General features: G+C 58.1%; 15 protein-coding genes, 3 tRNA genes and 1 pseudogene. 15 read left to right on the plus strand and 4 right to left on the minus strand.

The features are described from left to right. Nucleotides 1-16: 16 nt before the first annotated feature. Nucleotides 17-1,657 (minus strand): annotated as a pseudogene (locus tag ACIQAL_RS03135) (sigma-54-dependent Fis family transcriptional regulator); the annotation flags it as partial. A 326-nt stretch (nt 1,658-1,983) separates the two neighbouring features. On the opposite strand from ACIQAL_RS03135, the gene ACIQAL_RS03140 reads away from it, so the two are divergent. The 6 genes from ACIQAL_RS03140 to ACIQAL_RS03165 all read left to right on the plus strand — a co-directional run bounded on the left by ACIQAL_RS03140 (nt 1,984) and on the right by ACIQAL_RS03165 (nt 8,050). Beyond that, nucleotides 1,984-3,078, plus strand: a complete 1,095-nt coding sequence (locus ACIQAL_RS03140) for an ABC transporter ATP-binding protein (RefSeq protein ID WP_401142242.1) — start codon at nt 1,984-1,986, stop codon at nt 3,076-3,078. Next, nucleotides 3,078-4,208, plus strand: coding sequence for an ABC transporter ATP-binding protein (locus ACIQAL_RS03145; RefSeq protein ID WP_401142244.1), 1,131 nt, complete (start codon nt 3,078-3,080; stop codon nt 4,206-4,208). The genes ACIQAL_RS03140 and ACIQAL_RS03145 overlap by 1 nt, the downstream gene beginning before the upstream one ends. Beyond that, complete coding sequence (locus ACIQAL_RS03150) at nt 4,201-5,067, plus strand: carbohydrate ABC transporter permease (protein ID WP_166593231.1); 867 nt, start codon at nt 4,201-4,203, stop codon at nt 5,065-5,067. Before ACIQAL_RS03145 ends, ACIQAL_RS03150 begins: the two co-directional genes overlap by 8 nt. A gap of 10 nt (nt 5,068-5,077) precedes the next feature. Next, a complete protein-coding gene (locus tag ACIQAL_RS03155; protein WP_296181211.1) occupies nt 5,078-5,878 on the plus strand; it encodes a carbohydrate ABC transporter permease in 801 nt (266 codons plus the stop codon). Nucleotides 5,879-5,890: 12 nt separating this feature from the next. Beyond that, nucleotides 5,891-6,163 carry a DUF2160 domain-containing protein gene (locus ACIQAL_RS03160; protein WP_166593229.1) on the plus strand — a complete coding sequence of 91 codons (273 nt, stop codon included), beginning with the start codon at nt 5,891-5,893 and terminating at the stop codon, nt 6,161-6,163. Between the two features lie 81 nt (nt 6,164-6,244). Further along, nucleotides 6,245-8,050 (plus strand): ABC transporter substrate-binding protein, encoded by a 1,806-nt coding sequence (locus ACIQAL_RS03165; protein ID WP_401142249.1) that lies wholly within the window; start codon nt 6,245-6,247, stop codon nt 8,048-8,050. A 216-nt stretch (nt 8,051-8,266) separates the two neighbouring features. Here ACIQAL_RS03165 and folD read toward each other — a convergent pair whose 3' ends face one another. Beyond that, nucleotides 8,267-9,121 carry a bifunctional methylenetetrahydrofolate dehydrogenase/methenyltetrahydrofolate cyclohydrolase FolD gene (gene folD / locus ACIQAL_RS03170; protein ID WP_401142252.1) on the minus strand — a complete coding sequence of 285 codons (855 nt, stop codon included), beginning with the start codon at nt 9,119-9,121 and terminating at the stop codon, nt 8,267-8,269. Between the two features lie 309 nt (nt 9,122-9,430). Here folD and ACIQAL_RS03175 point away from each other — a divergent pair. The 9 genes from ACIQAL_RS03175 (at nt 9,431) to ACIQAL_RS03215 (ending at nt 18,723) form a co-directional block, all read left to right on the plus strand. Continuing rightward, a tRNA-Arg gene (locus ACIQAL_RS03175) sits at nt 9,431-9,507 on the plus strand. 40 nt (nt 9,508-9,547) lie between these two features. Then, nucleotides 9,548-9,623, plus strand: a tRNA-His gene (locus ACIQAL_RS03180). Between the two features lie 57 nt (nt 9,624-9,680). Beyond that, a tRNA-Leu gene (locus tag ACIQAL_RS03185) sits at nt 9,681-9,765 on the plus strand. A 371-nt stretch (nt 9,766-10,136) separates the two neighbouring features. Further along, the gene (tig, locus tag ACIQAL_RS03190) at nt 10,137-11,447 is read left to right on the plus strand and encodes a trigger factor (RefSeq protein WP_341959147.1); all 1,311 of its coding nucleotides are present in this window, start codon (nt 10,137-10,139) and stop codon (nt 11,445-11,447) included. Between the two features lie 91 nt (nt 11,448-11,538). After that, nucleotides 11,539-12,180: an ATP-dependent Clp endopeptidase proteolytic subunit ClpP gene (gene clpP, locus ACIQAL_RS03195; protein WP_133751554.1), complete on the plus strand. Its 642-nt coding sequence runs from the start codon at nt 11,539-11,541 to the stop codon at nt 12,178-12,180. Nucleotides 12,181-12,295: 115 nt separating this feature from the next. Then, nucleotides 12,296-13,579 (plus strand): ATP-dependent Clp protease ATP-binding subunit ClpX, encoded by a 1,284-nt coding sequence (gene clpX, locus ACIQAL_RS03200; RefSeq protein ID WP_401142255.1) that lies wholly within the window; start codon nt 12,296-12,298, stop codon nt 13,577-13,579. A gap of 183 nt (nt 13,580-13,762) precedes the next feature. Continuing rightward, on the plus strand, nt 13,763-16,159 hold the full coding sequence (gene lon, locus ACIQAL_RS03205) for an endopeptidase La (protein ID WP_401142257.1): 2,397 nt from the start codon (nt 13,763-13,765) through the stop codon (nt 16,157-16,159). A 157-nt stretch (nt 16,160-16,316) separates the two neighbouring features. After that, nucleotides 16,317-16,589, plus strand: coding sequence for an HU family DNA-binding protein (locus tag ACIQAL_RS03210; protein WP_003174819.1), 273 nt, complete (start codon nt 16,317-16,319; stop codon nt 16,587-16,589). 259 nt (nt 16,590-16,848) lie between these two features. After that, nucleotides 16,849-18,723 (plus strand): SurA N-terminal domain-containing protein, encoded by a 1,875-nt coding sequence (locus tag ACIQAL_RS03215; protein WP_401142259.1) that lies wholly within the window; start codon nt 16,849-16,851, stop codon nt 18,721-18,723. Nucleotides 18,724-19,050: 327 nt separating this feature from the next. On the opposite strand, the gene fabI is transcribed toward ACIQAL_RS03215, so the two are convergent. After that, nucleotides 19,051-19,845 carry an enoyl-ACP reductase FabI gene (gene fabI / locus ACIQAL_RS03220; protein ID WP_166593221.1) on the minus strand — a complete coding sequence of 265 codons (795 nt, stop codon included), beginning with the start codon at nt 19,843-19,845 and terminating at the stop codon, nt 19,051-19,053. Between the two features lie 18 nt (nt 19,846-19,863). Further along, nucleotides 19,864-21,474: an ABC transporter ATP-binding protein gene (locus tag ACIQAL_RS03225; protein ID WP_401142262.1), complete on the minus strand. Its 1,611-nt coding sequence runs from the start codon at nt 21,472-21,474 to the stop codon at nt 19,864-19,866. Nucleotide 21,475 lies beyond the last annotated feature (1 nt).

Raw genomic sequence — 21,475 nt, forward strand, 5'->3', positions numbered from 1 at the left:
GCTCCAGATCAGCAAAGAAGTCCTCCGGCAGATGCTCGGTAGAAATCGGCTCGTCATCCGCCAGCGCCAACGCCACCTGAATCACATTGCTCAACTGACGCAAATTCCCCGGCCACGGATGCCGCTCGAACAACGCCAACACCGACGACTCAAAGCCCGCCGTCTGCTGGGGTTCGCGATGCTGCTGCCAGATCATCTGCACCAATTCAGCCTTGTCGGTACGGTCGCGCAGGGGCGGCAATTCAAGGTTCAAGCCGCTGATGCGGTAGTACAAATCCTGCCGGAAACGCCCGCTCTGCACCTGTTCGCGCAACGAACAGTGGGTTGCGGAAATCACCCGAATGTCCACCGGAAACAACTCGCTGCTGCCCAGCGGTTGCACGCAACGCTCCTGCAGCACCCGCAGCAAACGGGCCTGGACGGGCAGGGGCATGTCGCCGATTTCATCGAGAAACAGCGTGCCCTTGTCCGCCTTGCGAATCAGGCCAACGCTGCCTTTATGGTGGGCGCCGGTGAACGCGCCTTTTTCGTAACCGAACAGCTCGGCCTCCACCAGCTCTGACGGAATGGCGGCGCAGTTCACCGCAATGAATGGCTGATCAGCCCGGGAGCTGCGTTGATGCAGGTGTTTGACGAACACCTCTTTGCCCGCGCCAGTCTCGCCGAGAATCAACAGTGGCACGTTTTTCTCTAACAAACGCTGCGCTTGCCGCGTGGCTTTCGCCACTTTTTCATCGCCGAAACCGGGCAAAGCGGTGTGGGGTTTCTTCAGCTCAGTCGCAGCCCTGAATTTCAGCACCGGGGCCTTGGGCCGTTTGATCACCCCGTGAAACCGGTTATGCCCCGAGGCTTGCAGCGCGAAAGGCTGACCTTCCTGCTGGTCGAGCAAATGCGCAATCGGGGCCTTGAACAGCTGTTCGATGTTGGCCTGCAACAGACGTACACCCAGCAGATTGTCGGCGCGACGGTTGGCGCACACGATGCGGCCACTCTCATCGAAAATCAGCAAACCGGCCCACTGGCTGTCGAGGTTGTTCAGCCCGGTGTTGAACGTCATCTGAAAATAGCCGTGCTGAAACTGGTCCAGGATCAGCCGGTTTTCGATGGTCTGGCTCATCATCTTCACCATCCCAAGGGTGTGGGAGGGCGGCAGGAAGCTGTCGCTGGACACATCGAGCACCGCGACCATACGCCGCGAGGCATCGAAAATCGGCGCCGCAGAGCCCGTCATGAAACGGTTGGCCTTCAAAAAGTGTTCATCGTGTTCAATGTGAACAGCCTGTTCACAGGCCAACGCCGTGCCGATGGCGTTGGTGCCGACCCCGCGTTCGAGCCAGCTTGCCCCGGCGATGAAACCCCGCTGCTGATCCGGTTCGACGAAGCGCTTGGTGCCCCACGAATTGAGCACCTGGCCTTGTTGGTCAGCCAGCAGGATCAGGCAGTTGGAGTTGCTGAGAATGTTCTCGTAGAAGGGCAGCACCTGTTGATGGGTGGTCTGCACCAGCGACTGATGGCGTTCCAGCAGTTGCGAAACCTGCTGTTCAGGCAGCCGATTGAAGGCGGGGCGTGACTGATGGTCCAGGCCAAATTCTCGGCAGCGGGCCCAAGAGTCCCGAATGATGGTGTCGTGAGCAGTGGATGCGCCTGTAGCGGCCATGGTCTGGCTCCGTCCGGTAGCTTTTATTGTTTTTGGGGTACGGCGTGGGCCAAGCATCCGTGCTCGAAACGTTCACCCATTGTTGTTCAGGATTGTTCAAAGTCAATGTTCATTTTGTTCAGGTGTTCAGCCTTTCTTGTTCATTTATGTTCATCAACGAATATTGGCGAACAGGCTCATTTGCCCTGATCGCTCTATAACGCAGGTTTCGAGGCAGTGTTCGTTAGCGAAGGTCGATTGGCACGATTGTCGCTATCCAACACGTGGTCATTAAAAAAACAGACCAACTGCTTCACCCCGAACAAGACAAATAAAAAGGGCACGCCATGTCTCTCACGCTTGAGCACGTCAGCCGAGCCGTCGACGGTCAAATCTGGATCGACGATGCGTCGCTGAGCTTCGAACCCGGCTCATTCAACGTATTGCTGGGGCGCACCTTATCAGGCAAAACCAGCCTGATGCGCTTGATGGCCGGTCTGGACAAGCCAGACAGCGGCCGCGTACTGATGAATGGCAAAGATGTCACCCAAGTGGCCGTGCGTCATCGCAATGTGTCGATGGTTTATCAGCAATTCATCAACTACCCGAGCATGACCGTCTACGACAACATCGCCTCGCCACTGCGCCAGGCCAAAATGTCGAAAGACGAAATCGACAGCCGCGTGCGGGAAACCGCCAAGATGCTGCGAATCGAGAAGTTCCTCAGTCGCTATCCCCTTGAGCTTTCCGGCGGCCAGCAGCAGCGCACGGCCATGGCGCGGGCGCTGGTGAAAGACGCCGAGCTGATTCTGTTCGACGAGCCGCTGGTCAACCTCGACTACAAATTGCGCGAGGAGCTGCGTCAGGAAATGCGCCAGCTGTTCGAGACCCGCAACACCATCGCGGTCTACGCCACCACCGAGCCCAACGAAGCGCTGGCGCTGGGCGGCACCACGACGATCCTGCACGAAGGCCGTCTGATCCAGAGCGGCAGGACCCCTGAGGTCTACCACCAGCCGAAAACCGTGCTGGCCGCCGAGCTGTTCTCCGAGCCGCCGATTAACCTGATGCCGGGCCGTATCGATGGCAACGAAGTGAGCTTCGCCAACTTCGTGCATTTCCCGCTCAACGTCGACCTGCGCAAGATCGGCGATGGCGAATACGGTTTTGGTGTGCGCCCCAGCCACCTGAGTCTCGTACCGTCCAACGACGACGATCTGGAACTGGCGGTCACCGTGGAACTGGCGGAAATCAGCGGCTCGGAAACCTTCCTGCACGTGCGCAACGAGCATTTCTCGTTGGTCCTGCACCTGCCGGGGGTGCACGAGTACGACGTTGATACGCCGATCCGCGTGTACATCCCGACCCACAAATTGTTCGTATTCGATCAGCAGGGCGGGCTTATCCAGGCACCGGGTCTGCGCATGGCGAGGGTTGCCTGATGGCCGAGATCCGCTTGCAACAACTCGCGCACAGCTACAGCGCCAATCCCACTGGCCCTGAAGATTACGCAATCCGCGAGATGACCCACATCTGGGAGCAGGGCGGGGCGTATGCCTTGCTCGGCCCGTCCGGCTGCGGCAAATCGACCTTGCTCAACATCATTTCCGGCCTGCTCAGCCCGTCGGAAGGCAAGGTGATGTTCGACACTACCGTGGTCAACGACATGTCGCCGGAGCAGCGCAACATCGCTCAGGTTTTCCAGTTTCCGGTGGTCTACGACACCATGACGGTGTACGACAACCTCGCCTTCCCTCTGCGCAATCAAGGCATGGCCGAGGCGAAAATTCAGATCAAGGTGCAGGAAATCGCCGACGTCCTGGACCTGCAACCGCTGCTGAAAAAGAAAGCCAAGGGCCTCACGGCTGACGAGAAACAAAAGGTTTCCATGGGCCGCGGTCTGGTGCGCGACGACGTGTCGGCGATCCTGTTCGACGAACCGCTGACCGTGATCGACCCGCACCTGAAGTGGAAACTGCGGCGCAAGCTCAAGCAGATCCACGAGCAGTTCAACATCACCATGGTCTACGTCACCCACGATCAGCTGGAGGCCTCGACTTTCGCCGACAAGATCGCGGTCATGTACGGCGGCCAGATCGTGCAGTTCGGCACCCCGCGCGAGCTGTTCGAAAAACCTCATCACACTTTTGTCGGCTATTTCATCGGCAGCCCTGGCATGAACCTCATTGAGGTCAAGCCTGAAGCTGGCGGCGTGGGTTTTGGCGGCGTTCATCTGCCTTTGCCTGAAGCCCTGCAACAGCGCTTGGCTGCAACGAAGTGGAGCACCCTCAAGGTCGGTATCCGGCCCGAGTTCGTGCATGTTTGGGATGGGCCGTTCGACGACGCCATGTGCGCCGAAGTGACCTATGTCGAGGACTTGGGGACCTACAAAATCCTCACCCTGAACCTTGCCGGGCAATCGCTGAAGGTCCGCCTGCAGGAAGACAAACCGGTGCCGCAAGGCCAGGCCTGGATCAGTTTTCCGGCCCAGTGGTTGATGCTCTACGCCGATGAATTTCTGCTGGAAGCCGACGCCAATGCAGCGTCGGCCAGCGAGGTGCCCCATGAGTAAGGTGCAGAACAACAAGGCCTGGTGGCTGGTGCTGCCGGTGTTTCTGTTGGTGGCGTTCAGCGCCATCATCCCGATGATGACCGTGGTCAACTATTCGGTGCAGGACATCTTCGACCAGTCCAGCCGCTATTTCGTCGGTACCGACTGGTTCAGGCAGGTGTTGCAGGACCCGCGTCTGCACGACTCGTTGCTGCGCCAGTTCATCTATTCGGCCTGCGTGTTGCTGATCGAAATCCCGCTGGGCATCGCCATTGCGCTGACCATGCCGACGAAGGGTCGCTGGTCTTCGGTGTGCCTGATCGTGATGACCATTCCGCTGCTGATCCCCTTCAACGTGGTTGGCACCATCTGGCAGATTTTCGGCCGTGGCGACATCGGCCTGCTGGGCTGGTTTCTCAACAACGTGCTGCACGTCAGCTACAACTACGCGGCCAATGCCTCGGATGCCTGGGTGACGGTGCTGATCATCGACGTCTGGCACTGGACCTCGCTGGTAGCGCTGCTGTGCTACTCGGGTTTACGGGCGATTCCGGACGTGTACTACCAGGCGGCGCGGATCGATCGGGCATCGAACTGGGCGGTTTTCCGACACATCCAGTTGCCGAAGATGAAGAGCGTGCTGCTGATCGCCGTGATGCTGCGTTTCATGGACAGCTTCATGATCTACACCGAGCCGTTCGTACTCACTGGGGGCGGACCGGGCAACTCGACGACTTTCCTTAGCCAGACCCTGACCACCATGGCGCTGGGTCAGTTCGACCTCGGCCCGGCGGCAGCGTTCTCGCTGGTGTATTTCCTGATCATCCTGCTGGTGTCGTGGGTGTTCTACACCGCCATGACCCACGGCGAAAAGAACTGAGGAGCGGCCCATGAATCTTCGCAAAGTCGTGCCGCTGTGGATCTACCTGCTGTTTCTGCTGGTACCGATCTATTGGCTGGTGAACATGTCCTTCAAGACCAACACCGAAATCCTCGGCGGTCTGACGCTGTTTCCCCAGGATTTCACCCTGGCGAACTACAAGGTGATCTTCACCGACGAGAGCTGGTACAGCGGCTACATCAACTCGCTGTACTACGTTTGCCTGAATACCGTGATATCGCTGAGTGTGGCATTGCCTGCCGCTTACGCGTTTTCTCGCTATCGTTTCCTCGGCGACAAGCACCTGTTTTTCTGGCTGCTGACCAACCGCATGGCGCCACCGGCGGTGTTCCTGTTGCCCTTTTTCCAGCTGTATTCGTCGATTGGCCTGTTCGACACCCACATCGCCGTCGCGTTGGCGCACTGCCTGTTCAACGTGCCTTTGGCGGTATGGATTCTCGAAGGCTTCATGTCTGGCGTGCCGAAGGAGATCGACGAAACGGCCTACATCGACGGGTACAGCTTCCCCAAGTTCTTCGGGAAAATTTTCATCCCGTTGATTGGCTCGGGGATCGGTGTCACGGCGTTTTTCTGCTTCATGTTCTCGTGGGTCGAGCTGCTGCTGGCGCGGACACTGACGTCGGTCAACGCCAAGCCGATCGCGGCGGTGATGACCCGCACGGTGTCGGCATCGGGGATCGACTGGGGCGTGTTGGCGGCTGCGGGAGTGTTGACCATCCTGCCGGGCATGCTGGTGATCTGGTTCGTTCGCAATCACGTGGTCAAGGGTTTTGCCCTTGGTCGTGTCTGAGGAGTCGAAAAAATGGAGTGGATGTCCTGGACACTGCCGACCGCCATTTTCTTTGCGTCCATCGCTGCCATTCTGGCCGCGATGACCGTTTGGGAACTGCGCTCGGCGAGCATCGAGCGTCGCGGTTTTCTGCCGATTGCCACCACCCGTGGCGACCGGCTGTTCATCGGTCTTCTCGGCAGCGCCTACCTGCATTTGCTGGTGATTGGCGCGACCGACTGGAGCATCTGGGTCGCCTCGGGGCTGTCCCTGGTCTGGCTGTTGGTGGTGATGCGTTGGGGTTGAAGGCTGGCCGGCTTGTTGTGGCAGGTCGATTGGCGGGATTTGCAAAGCGGGACTACATAAGAATCAACACTGGAGGTGTCTATGTTCAATAAGAAAAACAAGCTGCGACATAGTGTGACGGTTGCGACGATGGTGATGCTCAGCGGCTTGAGCGTTTCGGCGTGGGCGGATCAATACGAGGATGCCGCGAAGAAGTGGGCAGCCAGCGAGTTCAAGCCGACGACCCTGTCAGACGCTGACCAGCTCAAGGAGCTGGAGTGGTTCATCAAGGCCGCCGAGCCGTTCCGTGGCATGGACATCAAGGTGGTTTCCGAAACCTTGACCACCCATGAATATGAATCGAAAACCCTGGCCAAGGCCTTCACCGAAATCACCGGCATCAAAGTGACTCACGACCTCCTGCAAGAGGGCGACGTCATCGAGAAGTTGCAAACCGCGATGCAGTCGGACAAGAGCATTTACGACGGCTGGGTCAACGACTCCGACCTGATCGGTACCCATTTCCGCTACGGCAAGGCGCTGTCTCTGACAGACCTGATGGCCAGCCCGGAAGGCGCGAAAGTCACCTCGCCTACCCTCGACATCAAAGACTTCATTGGCACCTCCTTCACCACTTCGCCTGAGGTCAAGGATGAGTCGGGCAAGGTCATCACCCCGGCCAAGCTGTATCAGCTGCCTGACCAGCAGTTCGCCAACCTGTACTGGTTCCGCGCCGACTGGTTCGAGCGTGCTGACCTCAAAGCGAAGTTCAAGGCCAAATACGGCTACGAGCTGGGCGTTCCGGTGAACTGGTCGGCTTATGAAGACATCGCCAAATTCTTCAGCGAAGACGTGAAGGAAATCGACGGCAAGAAAGTCTACGGCCACATGGACTACGGCAAGAAAGACCCGTCCCTGGGCTGGCGCTTCACCGATGCCTGGTTCTCCATGGCAGGCAGCGGCGACAAAGGCCTGCCGAACGGCTTGCCGGTGGACGAGTGGGGTATTCGTGTCGAGAGCTGCCATCCGGTCGGTTCCAGCATCACCCGAGGCGGCGACACCAACGGTCCGGCTGCCGTTTACGCCACTCAGAAATACATCGATTGGCTGAAAGCCTACGCACCACCTGAGGCAGCGGGCATGACCTTCTCCGAATCGGGGCCAGTGCCTTCTCAGGGTAACATTGCGCAGCAGATCTTCTGGTACACCGCATTTACCGCTGACATGACCAAGCCTGGTCTGCCGGTGATGAACGCCGATGGCACGCCGAAATGGCGGATGGCGCCATCGCCGAAAGGTCCGTACTGGAAAGACGGCATGAAGCTCGGCTATCAGGACGTGGGTTCGTGGACCTTCCTGAAATCGGCTGACGAGAAAAAACGTCTGGCGGCCTGGCTGTACGCGCAGTTCGTGACGTCGAAATCAGTTTCTCTGAAGAAAACCATCGTGGGCCTGACGCCGATTCGTGAGTCGGACATCAACTCGAAAGAGATGACCGCGCTGGCGCCGAAGCTCGGTGGTCTGGTGGAGTTCTACCGTAGCCCGGCGCGTGTGCAATGGTCGCCGACCGGCACCAACGTTCCGGATTATCCGAAACTGGCGCAACTGTGGTGGAGCCATGTGGCTGAAGCCGTGACCGGCGAGAAAACCGCACAAGCGGCGCTCGATGGCCTGGCCAAGGATCAGGACGCTATCATGACCCGTATCGAGCGTTCGAAGGTTCAGGACGCAAGTGGTTGCGCACCGAAGATGAACCCGGAAACTTCGGCGGAAGAGTGGTACACCAAAGCCGAGAAGAGCAATGGCGCGTTCCTCGCCCCGCAACGCAAACTGGCCAACGAGAAACCGAAGGGTGAAACGATTGCTTATTCGGACCTGCTGAAAAGCTGGGAAGCGGCCAAGAAGTAAACCTTGGGTCGGCCCTCAAGCCCTACTCGATGGTGCAGGAGGGCGTGGGCGGAACCTGTAGGAGTGAATTCATTCGCGAGACGCCGGTACGGACGATGGAAACATGTCGGATGTACTGGCCGATCGCGAATAAATTCGCTCCTACAGGGATCATCGGCTAAACGCATAAAAAAACGGCACCCTCGGGTGCCGTTTTTCATGTGCGGACCGCCTCGATCAACCGTGCAGCGTTTCTGCCGCGTAAAGGGTGTTCTCCAGCAGGCATGCGCGGGTCATCGGGCCAACGCCGCCTGGCACCGGTGTAATCCAGCCTGCGCGGGGCAGGGCGGTCTCGTACACCACGTCGCCCACCAGCTTGCCGTCGTCCTGACGGTTGATGCCGACGTCGATCACGATCGCGCCTTCCTTGATCCACTCGCCCTTGACCAGTCCCGGCTTGCCCGCTGCCACCACCACCAGATCAGCACGGCCAACATGGCCCGCCAGGTCCTGGGTGAAGCGATGGGTCACGGTCACGGTGCAGCCGGCCAGCAGCAATTCCATGGCCATCGGACGACCGACGATGTTGGACGCGCCCACCACCACGGCATCTTTCCCGTAAAGGTCAACGCCGGTGCTTTCCAGCAGGGTCATGATGCCTTTCGGCGTGCAAGGGCGCAGCAGCGGAATACGCTGGGCCAGACGCCCGACGTTATAAGGGTGGAAACCATCGACGTCCTTATCAGGACGGATGCGTTCCAGCAGTGGCGACGAATCCAGATGCTCCGGCAGCGGCAGTTGCAGCAGGATGCCGTCGATGGCGGGGTCGTCGTTGAGGCTGTCGATCAGCTCGGTCAGCTCGGTCTGGGTGGTTTTGCTGGGCAGGTCGTAGGCCCGGGAGATGAAGCCGACCTCTTCACAGTCTTTGCGTTTGTGCGAGACGTAAACCTGAGAGGCGGGGTCGCTGCCGACCAGAATCACCGCGAGGCCCGGCGTACGCAGCCCTTGCTCGCGACGTTCGGCAACTCGTTGGGCGATCTGCTGGCGCAGGCTGGCTGCGATCGCTTTGCCGTCTATTAGTTTTGCAGTCATTACGCGTGATTAACCATCGGAAGGGAGGGAAAAAGAGCGCGCATTCTCGCATGACCTGACGCAAGGGCAAAGGCGGTTGGTCCGCTTAATAAGCTAACCCCTTTAATTAACTGAATTTTTTAGAAAAAAGTGTTGACGACCTTTGAGGCCGTCTATAAGATTCGTCGCACTTGTCGGGCACAACCCCACACAGGATAAGCCGGAAGCGGTGAGTCAGGTCGAAAGGTTGAATAAGTCAGGTAGAGTTCAAATCGGCTCAGCGTGATTGAAAGCTCTTAATTTGCAGTCGTAAGAATGCAGGTTAACCAAGCGCCCGTAGCTCAGCTGGATAGAGCATCCGCCTTCTAAGCGGATGGTCGCAGGTTCGAGTCCTGCCGGGTGCGCCATAAAGGCAGCTTTGGCACAAGTAAGTTACAACGCTAGATGGTGGGCGTAGCTCAGTTGGTAGAGCACGGGATTGTGACTCCCGTTGTCGAGGGTTCGATCCCCTTCGTCCACCCCATATTCGAAAAAGGCGCCAGATGCATAATCTGGCGCCTTTGCTTTAAGCGCTTCAAACGCGGATGTGGTGGAATTGGTAGACACACTGGATTTAGGTTCCAGCGCCGCAAGGTGTGAGAGTTCGAGTCTCTCCGTCCGCACCAGCTACAACCCTGGAAAGTGCGTCAAGCACTCCGGGGAGTGAAAAGCCGCCTAGTGCGGCTTTTTTTGTTTCAACGTATTGGTTTCATGCCGGTACGAGTCCGCCATGCTGTCGATGATGGGCTTTTCCGGAGTGTTTCCAGGGATTGGATCGACATTCGGTCGTGCTTCGCTTCCTTTATATAGGGGTGCGGAAAGTGCGTTCCAGACCGCTTGCGAAGCTTTGAATCTTCGTCCTTTTCCCCCTGGTTGCATTCCACTGTATTTACCCTTCGTCAGTAGGGTGACTTCTTGAGATTGACCCACTAGAATGCTTGCCCTTGATTCTGGGGTCGGAAACGGCCGGCTAACGTCTGTGCAACGAGGAATATCCATGCAAGTTTCTGTTGAAAACACTTCCGCTCTTGAGCGCCGCATGACCATTGGCGTGCCAGCTGAGCGCATCGAGACCGAAGTCAACAAGCGTCTGCAGCAGACCGCACGTAAAGCCAAGATCCCGGGCTTCCGCCCTGGCAAAGTGCCTATGAGCGTGATCCGCCAGCGTTACGAAGACGGTGCTCGTCAAGAAGCACTGGGCGACCTGATCCAGGCGACCTTCTACGAAGCTGTCGTAGAGCAAAAGCTGAACCCGGCTGGCGCACCTTCCGTCGAGCCAAAAACCTTCGAAAAAGGCAAAGACCTCGAATACGTTGCCACCTTCGAAGTGTTCCCTGAATTCTCCGTTGCCGGTTTCGAATCCGTGAACGTCGAGCGTCTGTCCGCTGACGTCGCTGACTCCGATCTGGACAACATGCTGGAAATCCTGCGCAAGCAGAACGTTCGTTACGAAGCCGCCGACCGTGCTGCTGCCAACGAAGACCAGTTGAACATCGACTTTGTCGGCAAGATCGACGGTGAAGCATTCGCTGGCGGTTCGGCCACCGGCACTCAGCTGGTGCTGGGCTCGGGTCGCATGATCCCTGGCTTCGAAGACGGCCTGGTTGGCGCTAAAGCCGGTGAAGAGCGGGTTCTGAACCTGACCTTCCCTGAGGACTACCAGAACCTGGAACTGGCTGGCAAAACTGCTGAGTTCACCGTCACTGTCAACACCGTCTCGGCTCCGACCCTGCCTGAACTGAACGAAGCGTTCTTCAACCAGTTCGGTATCAAGGAAGCGACCCTGGAAGGTTTCCGCACCGAAGTTCGCAAGAACATGGAGCGCGAGCTGCGTCAGGCCATCAAGTCCAAGGTCAAGAACCAGGTCATGGACGGTCTGCTGGCTGCCAACCCGATCGAAGTCCCTAAAGCCCTGCTGGAAAACGAAGTGAACCGCCTGCGCGTTCAAGCCGTTCAACAGTTCGGCGGCAACATCAAGCCTGACCAACTGCCAGCCGAGCTGTTCGAAGAGCAGGCCAAGCGCCGCGTCGAGCTGGGCCTGATCGTCGCTGAAGTGGTCAAGCAGTTCGACCTCAAGCCTGACGAAGCCCGCGTTCGCGAGCTGATCCAGGAAATGGCTTCCGCTTATCAGGAGCCAGAGCAGGTCGTGGCCTGGTACTACAAGAACGAACAGCAAATGAACGAAGTGCGTTCGGTTGTGCTGGAAGAGCAAGTTGTGGATACTGTTTTGCAGAAAGCGAGCGTGACCGATAAAGCGGTCTCGTACGAAGAAGCCGTCAAGCCGGTAGAAGCTCCACAAGCCGACTGATTTCTTTCTCTCGTTCGAAAACACCATAAGCCAGCCTTCGCGCTGGCTTATGCGTATTCAAGACATGACTATTTGGGAGTGAATGCGAGACATGTCCCGCAATTCTTATATTCAGCAGAACTCTGACATCCAGGCCGCTGGCGGCCTGGTCCCGATGGTTATCGAGCAGTCCGCCCGTGGCGAACGCGCCTATGACATCTACTCCCGTTTGCTCAAGGAACGCGTCATCTTCCTGGTCGGCCCGGTTGAAGATTACATGGCCAACCTGATCTCGGCGCAGCTCCTGTTCCTTGAAGCGGAAAACCCGGACAAGGACATCCATCTCTACATCAACTCCCCAGGCGGTTCGGTGACTGCGGGCATGGCGATCTACGACACCATGCAGTTCATCAAACCGGACGTTTCGACGACGGTCATGGGTCAGGCTTGCAGCATGGGCGCGTTCCTGCTGGCAGGTGGTGCCAAGGGCAAGCGTTTTGCCCTGCCGAATTCCCGCGTGATGATTCACCAGCCACTGGGCGGTTTCCAGGGGCAGGCGTCGGACATCGACATTCACGCCAAGGAAATCCTGTACATTCGCCAGCGTCTGAACGAGCTGCTGGCGCACCATACCGGTCAGTCGCTGGAAGCGATCGAGCGTGACACCAACCGCGACAACTTCATGAGCGCCGAACGCGCTGCTGAATACGGTCTGGTGGACGCGGTGCTCGACAAACGTCAAATGATCAAATGATTGCTTGATTGGCAGTAATCCCAGGTGGTCGGGACCCCCGTGCCACCTGCGGACTTGAAAAAGCCCGCAATTGCCTTCATCTTGTGTTGCAAGCCTACCGGATTGGATCGATCGAATGACTGACACCCGCAACGGCGAGGACAACGGCAAACTGCTTTATTGCTCCTTCTGCGGCAAAAGCCAGCATGAAGTGCGCAAATTGATTGCCGGCCCCTCGGTATTTATCTGTGACGAGTGCGTCGACCTGTGCAATGACATCATCCGCGAGGAGGTGCAGGAAGCACAGGCAGAGAGCAGCTCGCATAAATTACCATCGCCGAAAGAAATCAGCGGCATCCTTGACCAGTACGTCATCGGTCAGGAGCGTGCCAAGAAGGTTCTCGCAGTAGCGGTGTATAACCACTACAAGCGTCTGAACCAGCGCGACAAGAAAAACGACGACGTTGAACTGGGCAAGAGCAACATCCTGCTGATCGGCCCTACAGGCTCCGGCAAGACCCTGCTGGCTGAAACGCTGGCACGTTTGCTCAATGTACCGTTCACCATCGCCGACGCCACCACCCTGACCGAAGCCGGTTATGTGGGTGAGGACGTGGAAAACATCATCCAGAAGTTGTTGCAGAAGTGCGATTACGATGTCGAGAAGGCCCAGATGGGCATTGTCTACATCGATGAAATCGACAAGATTTCACGCAAGTCCGACAACCCTTCGATTACCCGTGACGTCTCGGGCGAGGGCGTGCAACAGGCCCTGCTGAAACTGATCGAGGGTACCGTGGCTTCCGTTCCGCCCCAAGGCGGTCGCAAGCATCCACAGCAGGAATTCCTGCAAGTGGACACGCGCAACATCCTGTTCATCTGCGGCGGTGCGTTCTCTGGCCTCGAAAAGGTCATTCAGAATCGCTCCACCAAAGGCGGCATCGGCTTTGGCGCCGAGGTTCGCAGCAAGGAAGAGGGCAAGAAGGTTGGCGAATCCCTGCGTGAAGTCGAGCCTGACGATCTGGTCAAGTTCGGTCTGATCCCTGAATTCGTGGGCCGTTTGCCGGTGCTGGCGACCCTGGACGAGCTGGACGAAGCTGCATTGATGCAGATTCTGACCGAGCCGAAAAACGCGCTGACCAAGCAGTACGGCAAGCTGTTCGAAATGGAAGGTGTGGACCTTGAGTTCCGCACTGACGCACTCAAGTCTGTTGCCCGTCGCGCGCTGGAGCGCAAGACCGGCGCCCGTGGTTTGCGCTCCATCCTCGAAGGCGTGCTGCTCGACACCATGTACGAAATCCCGTCGCAATCCGACGTGAGCAAGGTGGTGATCGACGAAAGCGTGATTGAAGGTACGTCCAAGCCGCTGTTGATCTACGAAAACAGTGAGCCACCTGCGAAGGCGGCACCCGACGCGTAAGCCTTGCGGCTTCGCACCGGGCAACTGGAAAACGAAAAGGGCCCTCGGGCCCTTTTTGCGTTTCAAGGGCTCCTTTCGCATTAACTCGAACCGGCGCTTGTTTTTTTGAATCGGTACCCCCATCTTGGTTTTCAGCTCATTTCTATCTGTCCATGGCCTTAAGGCCGCCGTAGAGGCGAAATCATGAAGACGACCATTGAACTGCCTCTTTTGCCATTGCGTGATGTCGTGGTGTATCCGCACATGGTGATCCCACTGTTCGTGGGGCGCGAGAAGTCGATCGAGGCCCTTGAGGCTGCGATGACCGGTGACAAGCAGATCTTGCTGCTCGCGCAAAGAAATCCTGCAGACGATGATCCCGGTGAAGACGCCCTTTATAGCGTAGGGACCATTGCAACCGTATTGCAGCTGCTCAAGCTCCCGGACGGCACCGTCAAAGTGTTGGTCGAAGGCGAGCAGCGCGGCTCCGTTGAGCGTTTCATCGAAGTGGACGGCCATTGCCGCGCCGAAGTGGCGTTGATCGACGAAGCCGAAGCGCCAGACCGTGAATCTGAAGTGTTCGTGCGCAGCCTGCTGTCGCAGTTCGAGCAATATGTGCAGCTGGGCAAAAAAGTCCCGGCTGAAGTCCTGTCGTCGCTCAACAGCATCGATGAGCCTGGCCGCCTGGTCGACACCATGGCCGCGCACATGGCGCTGAAGATCGAGCAGAAGCAGGAAATCCTCGAAATCATCGACCTGGGCGCCCGTGTCGAACACGTGCTCGCCTTGTTGGATGCCGAAATCGATCTGTTGCAGGTCGAGAAACGCATTCGCGGTCGTGTGAAGAAACAAATGGAGCGTAGCCAGCGCGAGTACTACCTGAATGAGCAGATGAAGGCCATTCAGAAAGAGCTTGGCGACGGCGACGAAGGCCACAACGAAATCGAAGAGCTGAAAAAGCGCATCGATGCCGCCGGCCTGCCGAAAGATGCCATGACCAAGGCCACTGCCGAGCTGAACAAGCTCAAGCAGATGTCGCCCATGTCGGCTGAAGCCACCGTCGTGCGTTCGTACATCGACTGGCTGGTGCAGGTGCCGTGGAAGGCTCAGAGCAAGGTGCGTCTGGACCTCGCGCGGGCCGAGGACATTCTCGACGCTGACCATTACGGTCTGGAAGAAGTCAAAGAGCGGATTCTCGAATATCTCGCCGTGCAAAAGCGCGTGAAGAAGATTCGTGGTCCGGTGCTGTGTCTGGTCGGTCCGCCTGGCGTGGGCAAGACCTCGCTGGCCGAGTCGATCGCACACGCCACCAACCGCAAGTTCGTGCGCATGGCCTTGGGTGGTGTGCGTGACGAAGCTGAAATTCGTGGTCACCGTCGGACGTACATTGGTTCGATGCCGGGTCGTTTGATTCAGAAGATGACCAAGGTCGGCGTGCGCAACCCACTGTTCCTGCTCGACGAAATCGACAAGATGGGCAGCGACATGCGCGGTGACCCGGCGTCGGCGCTGCTTGAAGTGCTCGATCCCGAGCAGAACCACAACTTCAACGATCACTACCTGGAGGTCGATTACGACCTGTCGGACGTGATGTTCCTCTGCACCGCCAACTCGATGAACATTCCTGCGGCCTTGCTGGACCGTATGGAAGTGATTCGTCTGCCGGGTTACACCGAAGACGAGAAAATCAACATTGCCACCAAGTACCTCTCGCCCAAGCAGATCGCTGCGAACGGCCTGAAAAAAGGTGAAATCGAGTTCGAAGAAGAGGCCATACGCGACATTATCCGGTACTACACGCGTGAAGCAGGTGTGCGGAGTCTGGAGCGTCAGATTGCCAAGGTCTGCCGCAAGGCGGTCAAAGAGCACGCTGGCGAGAAGCGTTTCACTGTCGTGGTCACCGCCGCGATGCTGGAAAATTTCCTTGGCGTGCGTAAATTCCGCTACGGCCTGGCCGAGCAGCAGGATCAGATCGGTCAAGTCACTGGCTTGGCATGGACGCAAGTGGGCGGCGAATTGCTGACCATCGAAGCGGCCGTGGTACCGGGTAAGGGGCAGTTGATCAAGACCGGTTCGCTGGGCGACGTCATGGTCGAATCGATCACCGCAGCGCTCACGGTGGTGCGCAGTCGTGCGAAGAGCCTGGGCATCCCCCTGGACTTCCACGAGAAGCGCGACACGCATATCCACATGCCGGAAGGGGCGACGCCTAAAGACGGCCCTAGCGCGGGTGTAGGCATGTGCACGGCACTGGTTTCGGCGCTGACACAGATCCCTGTGCGTGCCGATGTGGCCATGACCGGTGAAATCACCTTGCGTGGGCAAGTGCTGGCGATTGGCGGTCTGAAGGAAAAACTGCTGGCCGCACACCGTGGCGGAATTAAAACGGTGATCATTCCGGAAGAAAACGTACGCGATTTGAAGGAAATTCCTGACAACATCAAGGCAGACCTGCAAATCAAACCTGTTAAATGGATTGACGAAGTCCTGCAAATTGCGCTGCAATACGCGCCGGAGCCCTTGCCGGATGTGGCTCCGGAGATGGTTGCAAAGGATGAAAAACGCGAGTCTGAGTCTAAGGAAAGAATTAGCACGCATTAGTCCGTGGGGCCTTCCTTGACAGCTTTTTAGAGCCCTTGTTATAAAGCGGCTCTTCAAGCCCAAACTGTCCTTATAGGCAGGCCACATAGCGTTCGTTTGGCAACACCAAAAAACTTAGAAAATATACTCAATATAGATAGATATAAGGGGACTTAGAGTGAACAAGTCGGAACTGATTGATGCTATCGCCGCATCCGCTGACATCCCGAAAGCTGCTGCTGGCCGTGCGCTGGACGCAGTAATCGAATCCGTCACTGGCGCTCTTAAGGCTGGCGACTCCGTTGTACTGGTTGGCTTCGGCACATTCTCCGTAACTGATCGTCCTGCCCGTACCGGCCGCAACCCTCAGACTGGCAAGGCACTGCAGATCGCTGCCGCCAAGAAGCCAGGCTTCAAAGCCGGTAAAGCGCTGAAAGAAGCGGTCAACTAAGTTTCTTCGTTACCTTTGCCCGTCCGGGACAGCGTTACCTCTGTTCCGGGCGTGAAGCGGCAAGTGCGGTTGGTCAAGCGCTGGCCTGTCACCCCAGGGGACGCAACATCGAACCCTGTCCGCTTCGCCCGTTATGCCCGTTTTTGAAAGTTACGAGAAGGCGCATCCTCGGATGCGCCTTTCTTCTATCCGGAATACACCCACGCTCCGCTCCGTGTGTCGCAGCTTGGTGAGTTGAGTACAACCCTCTGGGGGACGCATGCTGCAGAATATCAGGGACAATTCACAAGGCTGGATTGCCAAGACCATCATCGGCGTTGTCATGGCGCTGATGGCGCTGACGGGTTTCGATGCCATTTTCAGGGCCACCAGCCACAGCCAGGACGCGGCGAAGGTCAACGGTGACGAAATCACTCAGACCGACCTGGGTCAGGCCGTTGAGATGCAACGCCGCCAGCTCGTGCAACAGTTGGGCAAGGATTTCGATCCGGCGATGCTCAATGAACAGATGCTGCGGGAGTCGGCGCTCAAGGGCCTGATTGATCGCAAGCTGCTGCTGCAGGGCGCAGCGGATGCCAAGTTTGGCTTCTCGGAAGCGGCGCTGGATCAGCAGATCCTGATGACGCCTGAATTCCAGGTTGACGGCAAATTCAATGCTGACCGTTTCGATCAGGTCGTCCGTCAGTTGGGTTACAGCCGCCTGCAATTCCGCCAGATTCTGGGTCAGGAAATGCTGATCGGCCAGATTCGCGCAGGCATCGGCGGCAGTGCTTTTGTCACCGACGCCCAGGTCGATGCGTTCGCCCGTCTGGAAAAACAGACCCGCGATTTCGCGACGCTGACTCTGCCCGCCGATCCGTCCAACGTGAAAATCACTGACGACGAAATCAAGGCGCACTACGACCAGCACGCCAAGGAATTCTTGAGCCCTGAGCAAGTGGTTCTGGATTACATCGAGCTGAAAAAATCGTCGTTCTTCGACAAGGTGTCGGTGAAGGACGAAGACCTTCAGGCCGCTTACCAGAAAGAGACCGCCAACCTGGCCGAGCAGCGTCGTGCGGCGCACATCCTGATCGAGGTCAACGACAAGACCACCGACGCACAGGCGAAGGCGAAGATCGAAGAGATCCAGCAGCGTCTGGCCAAGGGTGAAGACTTCGCGGCACTGGCCAAAGAGTTCTCGCAAGACCCGGGTTCGTCAGGCAAAGGCGGTGATCTGGGTTATGCAGGCAAGGGCGTATACGACCCGAGCTTCGAAGACGCGCTGTATGCGTTGAACAAGGACCAGGTGTCCGCCCCGGTCAAAAGCCAGTTCGGCTGGCACCTGATCAAGCTGCTGGGTGTTGAAGCGCCGTCGGTGCCGACCTTCGCCAGCCTGAAAGACAAACTGACTCACGAGCTGAAATCGCTGCAGGTCGAGCAGCAGTATGTCGACGCCAGCAAGAAATTGCAGGATGCGGCGTATGAAGCTTCGGATCTGTCGCAACCTGCACAGGACCTGGGCCTGAAGGTTCAGACCACGGCGCCGTTCGGTCGTGAAGGTGGCGAAGGTGTCGCAGCAAACCGCGCTGTGATCCAGGCCGCGTTTAGCCCTGAAGTGATGGAAGAGGGTTCCAACAGCTCGGCGCTGGAACTCGATCCTGAGACCGTGGTGGTGGTGCACGTGAAAGAGCACCGTCAACCTGAACAGTTGCCGCTGGAAGCCGTTTCTGACGCCATTCGCGCGCAACTGGTCAAGAACCACGCCAGCGATGCCGTCAAGGGCAAGGGCGAAGCGCTGCTGGCCGGGTTGCGCGATGGCAAGGTGCCCTACACCGCGACCAAACAGGAAGGCCAGAGCTGGAAAGTGGTTGAAGCCGCTTCTCGTGGACAAGAGGGTGTAGACCCTCAGGTGCTGCAGGCGCTGTTCCGGATGCCGAAGCCTGAAGGCAAGGACAAGCCGGTTTACGCCAGCCTGACCGCTGCCGATGGCAGCTTCGTGGTGGTGCGCCTCAATGGCGTGAATCAGGCCGCTCCGGCGACTGACGCCGAGAAGACCCAGTACCGTCGCTTCCTCGCGTCCCGTGAGGGCCGTCAGGACTTCGAGTCGTATCAGGCACAGCTTCAATCGGCAGCGAAGATCGAGAAGTACTGATTCGTCGTAATACCTGCTGAAAAACAAAAAGCCCCGGCTCGTGAGAGTCGGGGCTTTTTTGTTTTTGGGTTTTAGATTTTGAAGTGGCGTTGGGATGGGGGCATATCCGTTGCAATGGGTGGCGCTGGTGTCGGTTCCGCTCTTACAGCGGGTCACTTTTTCAAGGCTCTTGAAAAAGTGACCCGCTGTAAGAGCGGAACCAATCTTAGCCTCGCCCAAAGAAACGGATATTCACTCCATCACTAACAGCGCCATCGCCCTAAAACCACAAAAGCCCCGGCTCAAAAAGAACCGGGGCTTTTCAGTTATCGCGCAAAGCTTGAAACATCAGCCTTCCAGATCACCCATCGCCGTGGTGTTGAAGCCACCGTCAACGTACATGATCTCACCGCTCACACCCGACGCCAGGTCGGAGCACAGGAACGCGCCTGCGTTGCCGACTTCGTCGATGGTGACGTTGCGGCGCAGTGGGGTTTGCGCTTCGTTGGCGTCCAGCATCTTGCGGAAGTTCTTGATACCGGAAGCAGCGAGGGTGCGGATCGGACCCGCCGATACCGCGTTAACACGAGTGCCGTCCGGGCCGAGGCTGCGGGCCAGATAACGGACGCCGGCTTCCAGGCTGGCCTTGGCCATGCCCATCACGTTGTAGTTCGGCATGGTGCGCTCAGCGCCCAGGTACGACAGGGTCAGCAGGCTGCCGTTGCGGCCTTTCATCAGTTCACGACCGGCTTTGGCCAGTGCGACGAAGCTGTAGGCGCTGATGTCGTGGGCGATGCGGAAACCGTCGCGGGTGGTGGCTTGGGTGAAGTCGCCGTCCAGTTGGTCGCCCGGTGCGAAGCCGACGGAGTGCACGATGCAGTCCAGGCCGTCCCACTTCTTGCTCAATTCTTCGAAAACCTTGGCGATTTCTTCGTCGCTGGCGACGTCGCAAGGGAAGCACAGATCAGCGTTTGAACCCCAGCCCGCTGCGAATTCTTCGACGCGGCCTTTGAGTTTTTCGTTCTGGTAGGTGAAGGCAAGCTCAGCGCCCTCGCGATGCATGGCGGCAGCGATACCGGATGCGATGGACAATTTGCTGGCGACACCGACGATCAGGACGCGCTTACCGGCGAGAAAACCCATGGTTTTTTCCTCTTCAGGTTAATCGACAGTTGCTGGGGCCAGAAACGCGGCCTCCAGCAGCTGCTGTGTATAAGGATGTTGCGGTGCGGCGAAAATATCTTCTGCCACACCCTGTTCGACCACTTGGCCTTGCTTGACCACCATCAGCTGGTGGCTCAGCGCTTTGACTACCGCCAGGTCATGGCTGATAAACAAATACGTCAGGTTGTACTTGGTTTGCAGGGAGCGCAAAAGCTCCACCACTTGACGCTGAACGGTCCGGTCGAGGGCCGATGTGGGCTCGTCCAGTAAAATCAGCGCCGGTTTTAACACTAATGCCCGTGCGATGGCGATCCTTTGCCGCTGTCCGCCCGAAAACTCATGGGGATAGCGGTGCCGGGTTTCCGGGTCCAGACCCACTTCCTTGAGCGCCGCGATCACCGCCGCCTCTTGCTCGACCGGCGTGCCGATCTTATGAATCCGCAGACCTTCGCCCACGATGTCACACACCGACATGCGCGGGCTCAGGCTGCCGAACGGGTCCTGAAACACCACCTGCATCTGCCGCCGCAACGGCCGCACCTGGTCCTGCTTGAGGCAGGCCAGTGAATCGCCCTGAAAGCGTATCTCGCCTTCGCTGCGAATCAACCTGAGAATCGCCAGCCCCAACGTCGATTTGCCCGAGCCGCTTTCGCCGACGATCCCCAGCGTCTGGCCCTTGGGCAGACTGAAGTGGATGCCGTCCACGGCCTTGACGTGATCGACGGTGCGTTTGAACACACCTTTCTTGATCGGAAACCAGACTTTCAGGTCTTCGACTTCCAGCATTGGCGCGCCCGGCACGTTGTTCGCCGGACCGCCTTTGGGTTCGGCGCTGAGCAGTTCTTTCGTGTACGGATGCTGCGGTGTGCGGAACAGCTCTTCGCACGATGCCTGTTCGACGATGCAACCGCGCTGCATGACACATACTCGGTTGGCAATTTGTCGAACGACGTTCAAATCGTGGCTGATCAGCAGCAATGCCATGCCCAGGCGGGCCTGCAATTCTTTCAGTAGTTTGAGGATTTTCAGCTGCACCGTGACGTCCAGCGCGGTGGTCGGCTCGTCGGCGATCAGCAATTCCGGCTCGTTGGCCAGCGCCATCGCAATCATCACCCGCTGCCGCTGGCCCCCTGACAGCTCGTGGGGCAGGGCCTTGAGGCGTTTGAGCGGCTCAGGGATGCCCACCAGTTCCAGCAGCTCCAGCGTGCGGCGGGTGGCCGCCTTGCCGGTCAGGCCCTTGTGCAGACCCAGCACTTCGTTGATCTGCTTTTCGATGGATTGCAGCGGGTTCAGCGAGGTCATCGGCTCCTGGAAAATCATCGCGATGCGGTTGCCGCGAATGGCGCGCATGCGTTTCTCGCTGACCGTCAGCAGCTCGTTGCCCGCGTACTGGATCGTGCCGGTCGGGTGCCGCGCCAAGGGGTAGGGCAAAAGTCGCAGGATGGAGTGGGCGGTGACTGACTTGCCCGATCCGCTTTCGCCGACCAACGCGAGGGTTTCGCCCTTGCGAATGTCGAAGCTGATGCCTTCGACCACTCGCTGGGTTTTCTGGCCGGTGACGAACTCGACGGACAGGTTGCGGATTTCGATCAGATTGTCCTGATTCATC

It is taken from the genome of Pseudomonas sp. NPDC088368 (assembly GCF_044753445.1).
GTDB lineage: Bacteria > Pseudomonadota > Gammaproteobacteria > Pseudomonadales > Pseudomonadaceae > Aquipseudomonas > Aquipseudomonas bambusae.

Bases quoted from the DNA above. Each gene is read 5' to 3' on its own strand.
- folD (WP_401142252.1), bottom strand. From the start codon at position 9,121: ATGACTGCAAAACTAATAGACGGCAAAGCGATCGCAGCCAGCCTGCGC.
- ACIQAL_RS03215 (WP_401142259.1), top strand. From the start codon at position 16,849: ATGCTGCAGAATATCAGGGACAATTCACAAGGCTGGATTGCCAAGACC.
- ACIQAL_RS03140 (WP_401142242.1), top strand. From the start codon at position 1,984: ATGTCTCTCACGCTTGAGCACGTCAGCCGAGCCGTCGACGGTCAAATC.
- ACIQAL_RS03150 (WP_166593231.1), top strand. From the start codon at position 4,201: ATGAGTAAGGTGCAGAACAACAAGGCCTGGTGGCTGGTGCTGCCGGTG.
- fabI (WP_166593221.1), bottom strand. From the start codon at position 19,845: ATGGGTTTTCTCGCCGGTAAGCGCGTCCTGATCGTCGGTGTCGCCAGC.
- clpX (WP_401142255.1), top strand. From the start codon at position 12,296: ATGACTGACACCCGCAACGGCGAGGACAACGGCAAACTGCTTTATTGC.
- ACIQAL_RS03145 (WP_401142244.1), top strand. From the start codon at position 3,078: ATGGCCGAGATCCGCTTGCAACAACTCGCGCACAGCTACAGCGCCAAT.
- ACIQAL_RS03160 (WP_166593229.1), top strand. From the start codon at position 5,891: ATGGAGTGGATGTCCTGGACACTGCCGACCGCCATTTTCTTTGCGTCC.
- tig (WP_341959147.1), top strand. From the start codon at position 10,137: ATGCAAGTTTCTGTTGAAAACACTTCCGCTCTTGAGCGCCGCATGACC.
- ACIQAL_RS03225 (WP_401142262.1), bottom strand. From the start codon at position 21,474: ATGAATCAGGACAATCTGATCGAAATCCGCAACCTGTCCGTCGAGTTC.
- ACIQAL_RS03165 (WP_401142249.1), top strand. From the start codon at position 6,245: ATGTTCAATAAGAAAAACAAGCTGCGACATAGTGTGACGGTTGCGACG.
- clpP (WP_133751554.1), top strand. From the start codon at position 11,539: ATGTCCCGCAATTCTTATATTCAGCAGAACTCTGACATCCAGGCCGCT.
- ACIQAL_RS03155 (WP_296181211.1), top strand. From the start codon at position 5,078: ATGAATCTTCGCAAAGTCGTGCCGCTGTGGATCTACCTGCTGTTTCTG.
- lon (WP_401142257.1), top strand. From the start codon at position 13,763: ATGAAGACGACCATTGAACTGCCTCTTTTGCCATTGCGTGATGTCGTG.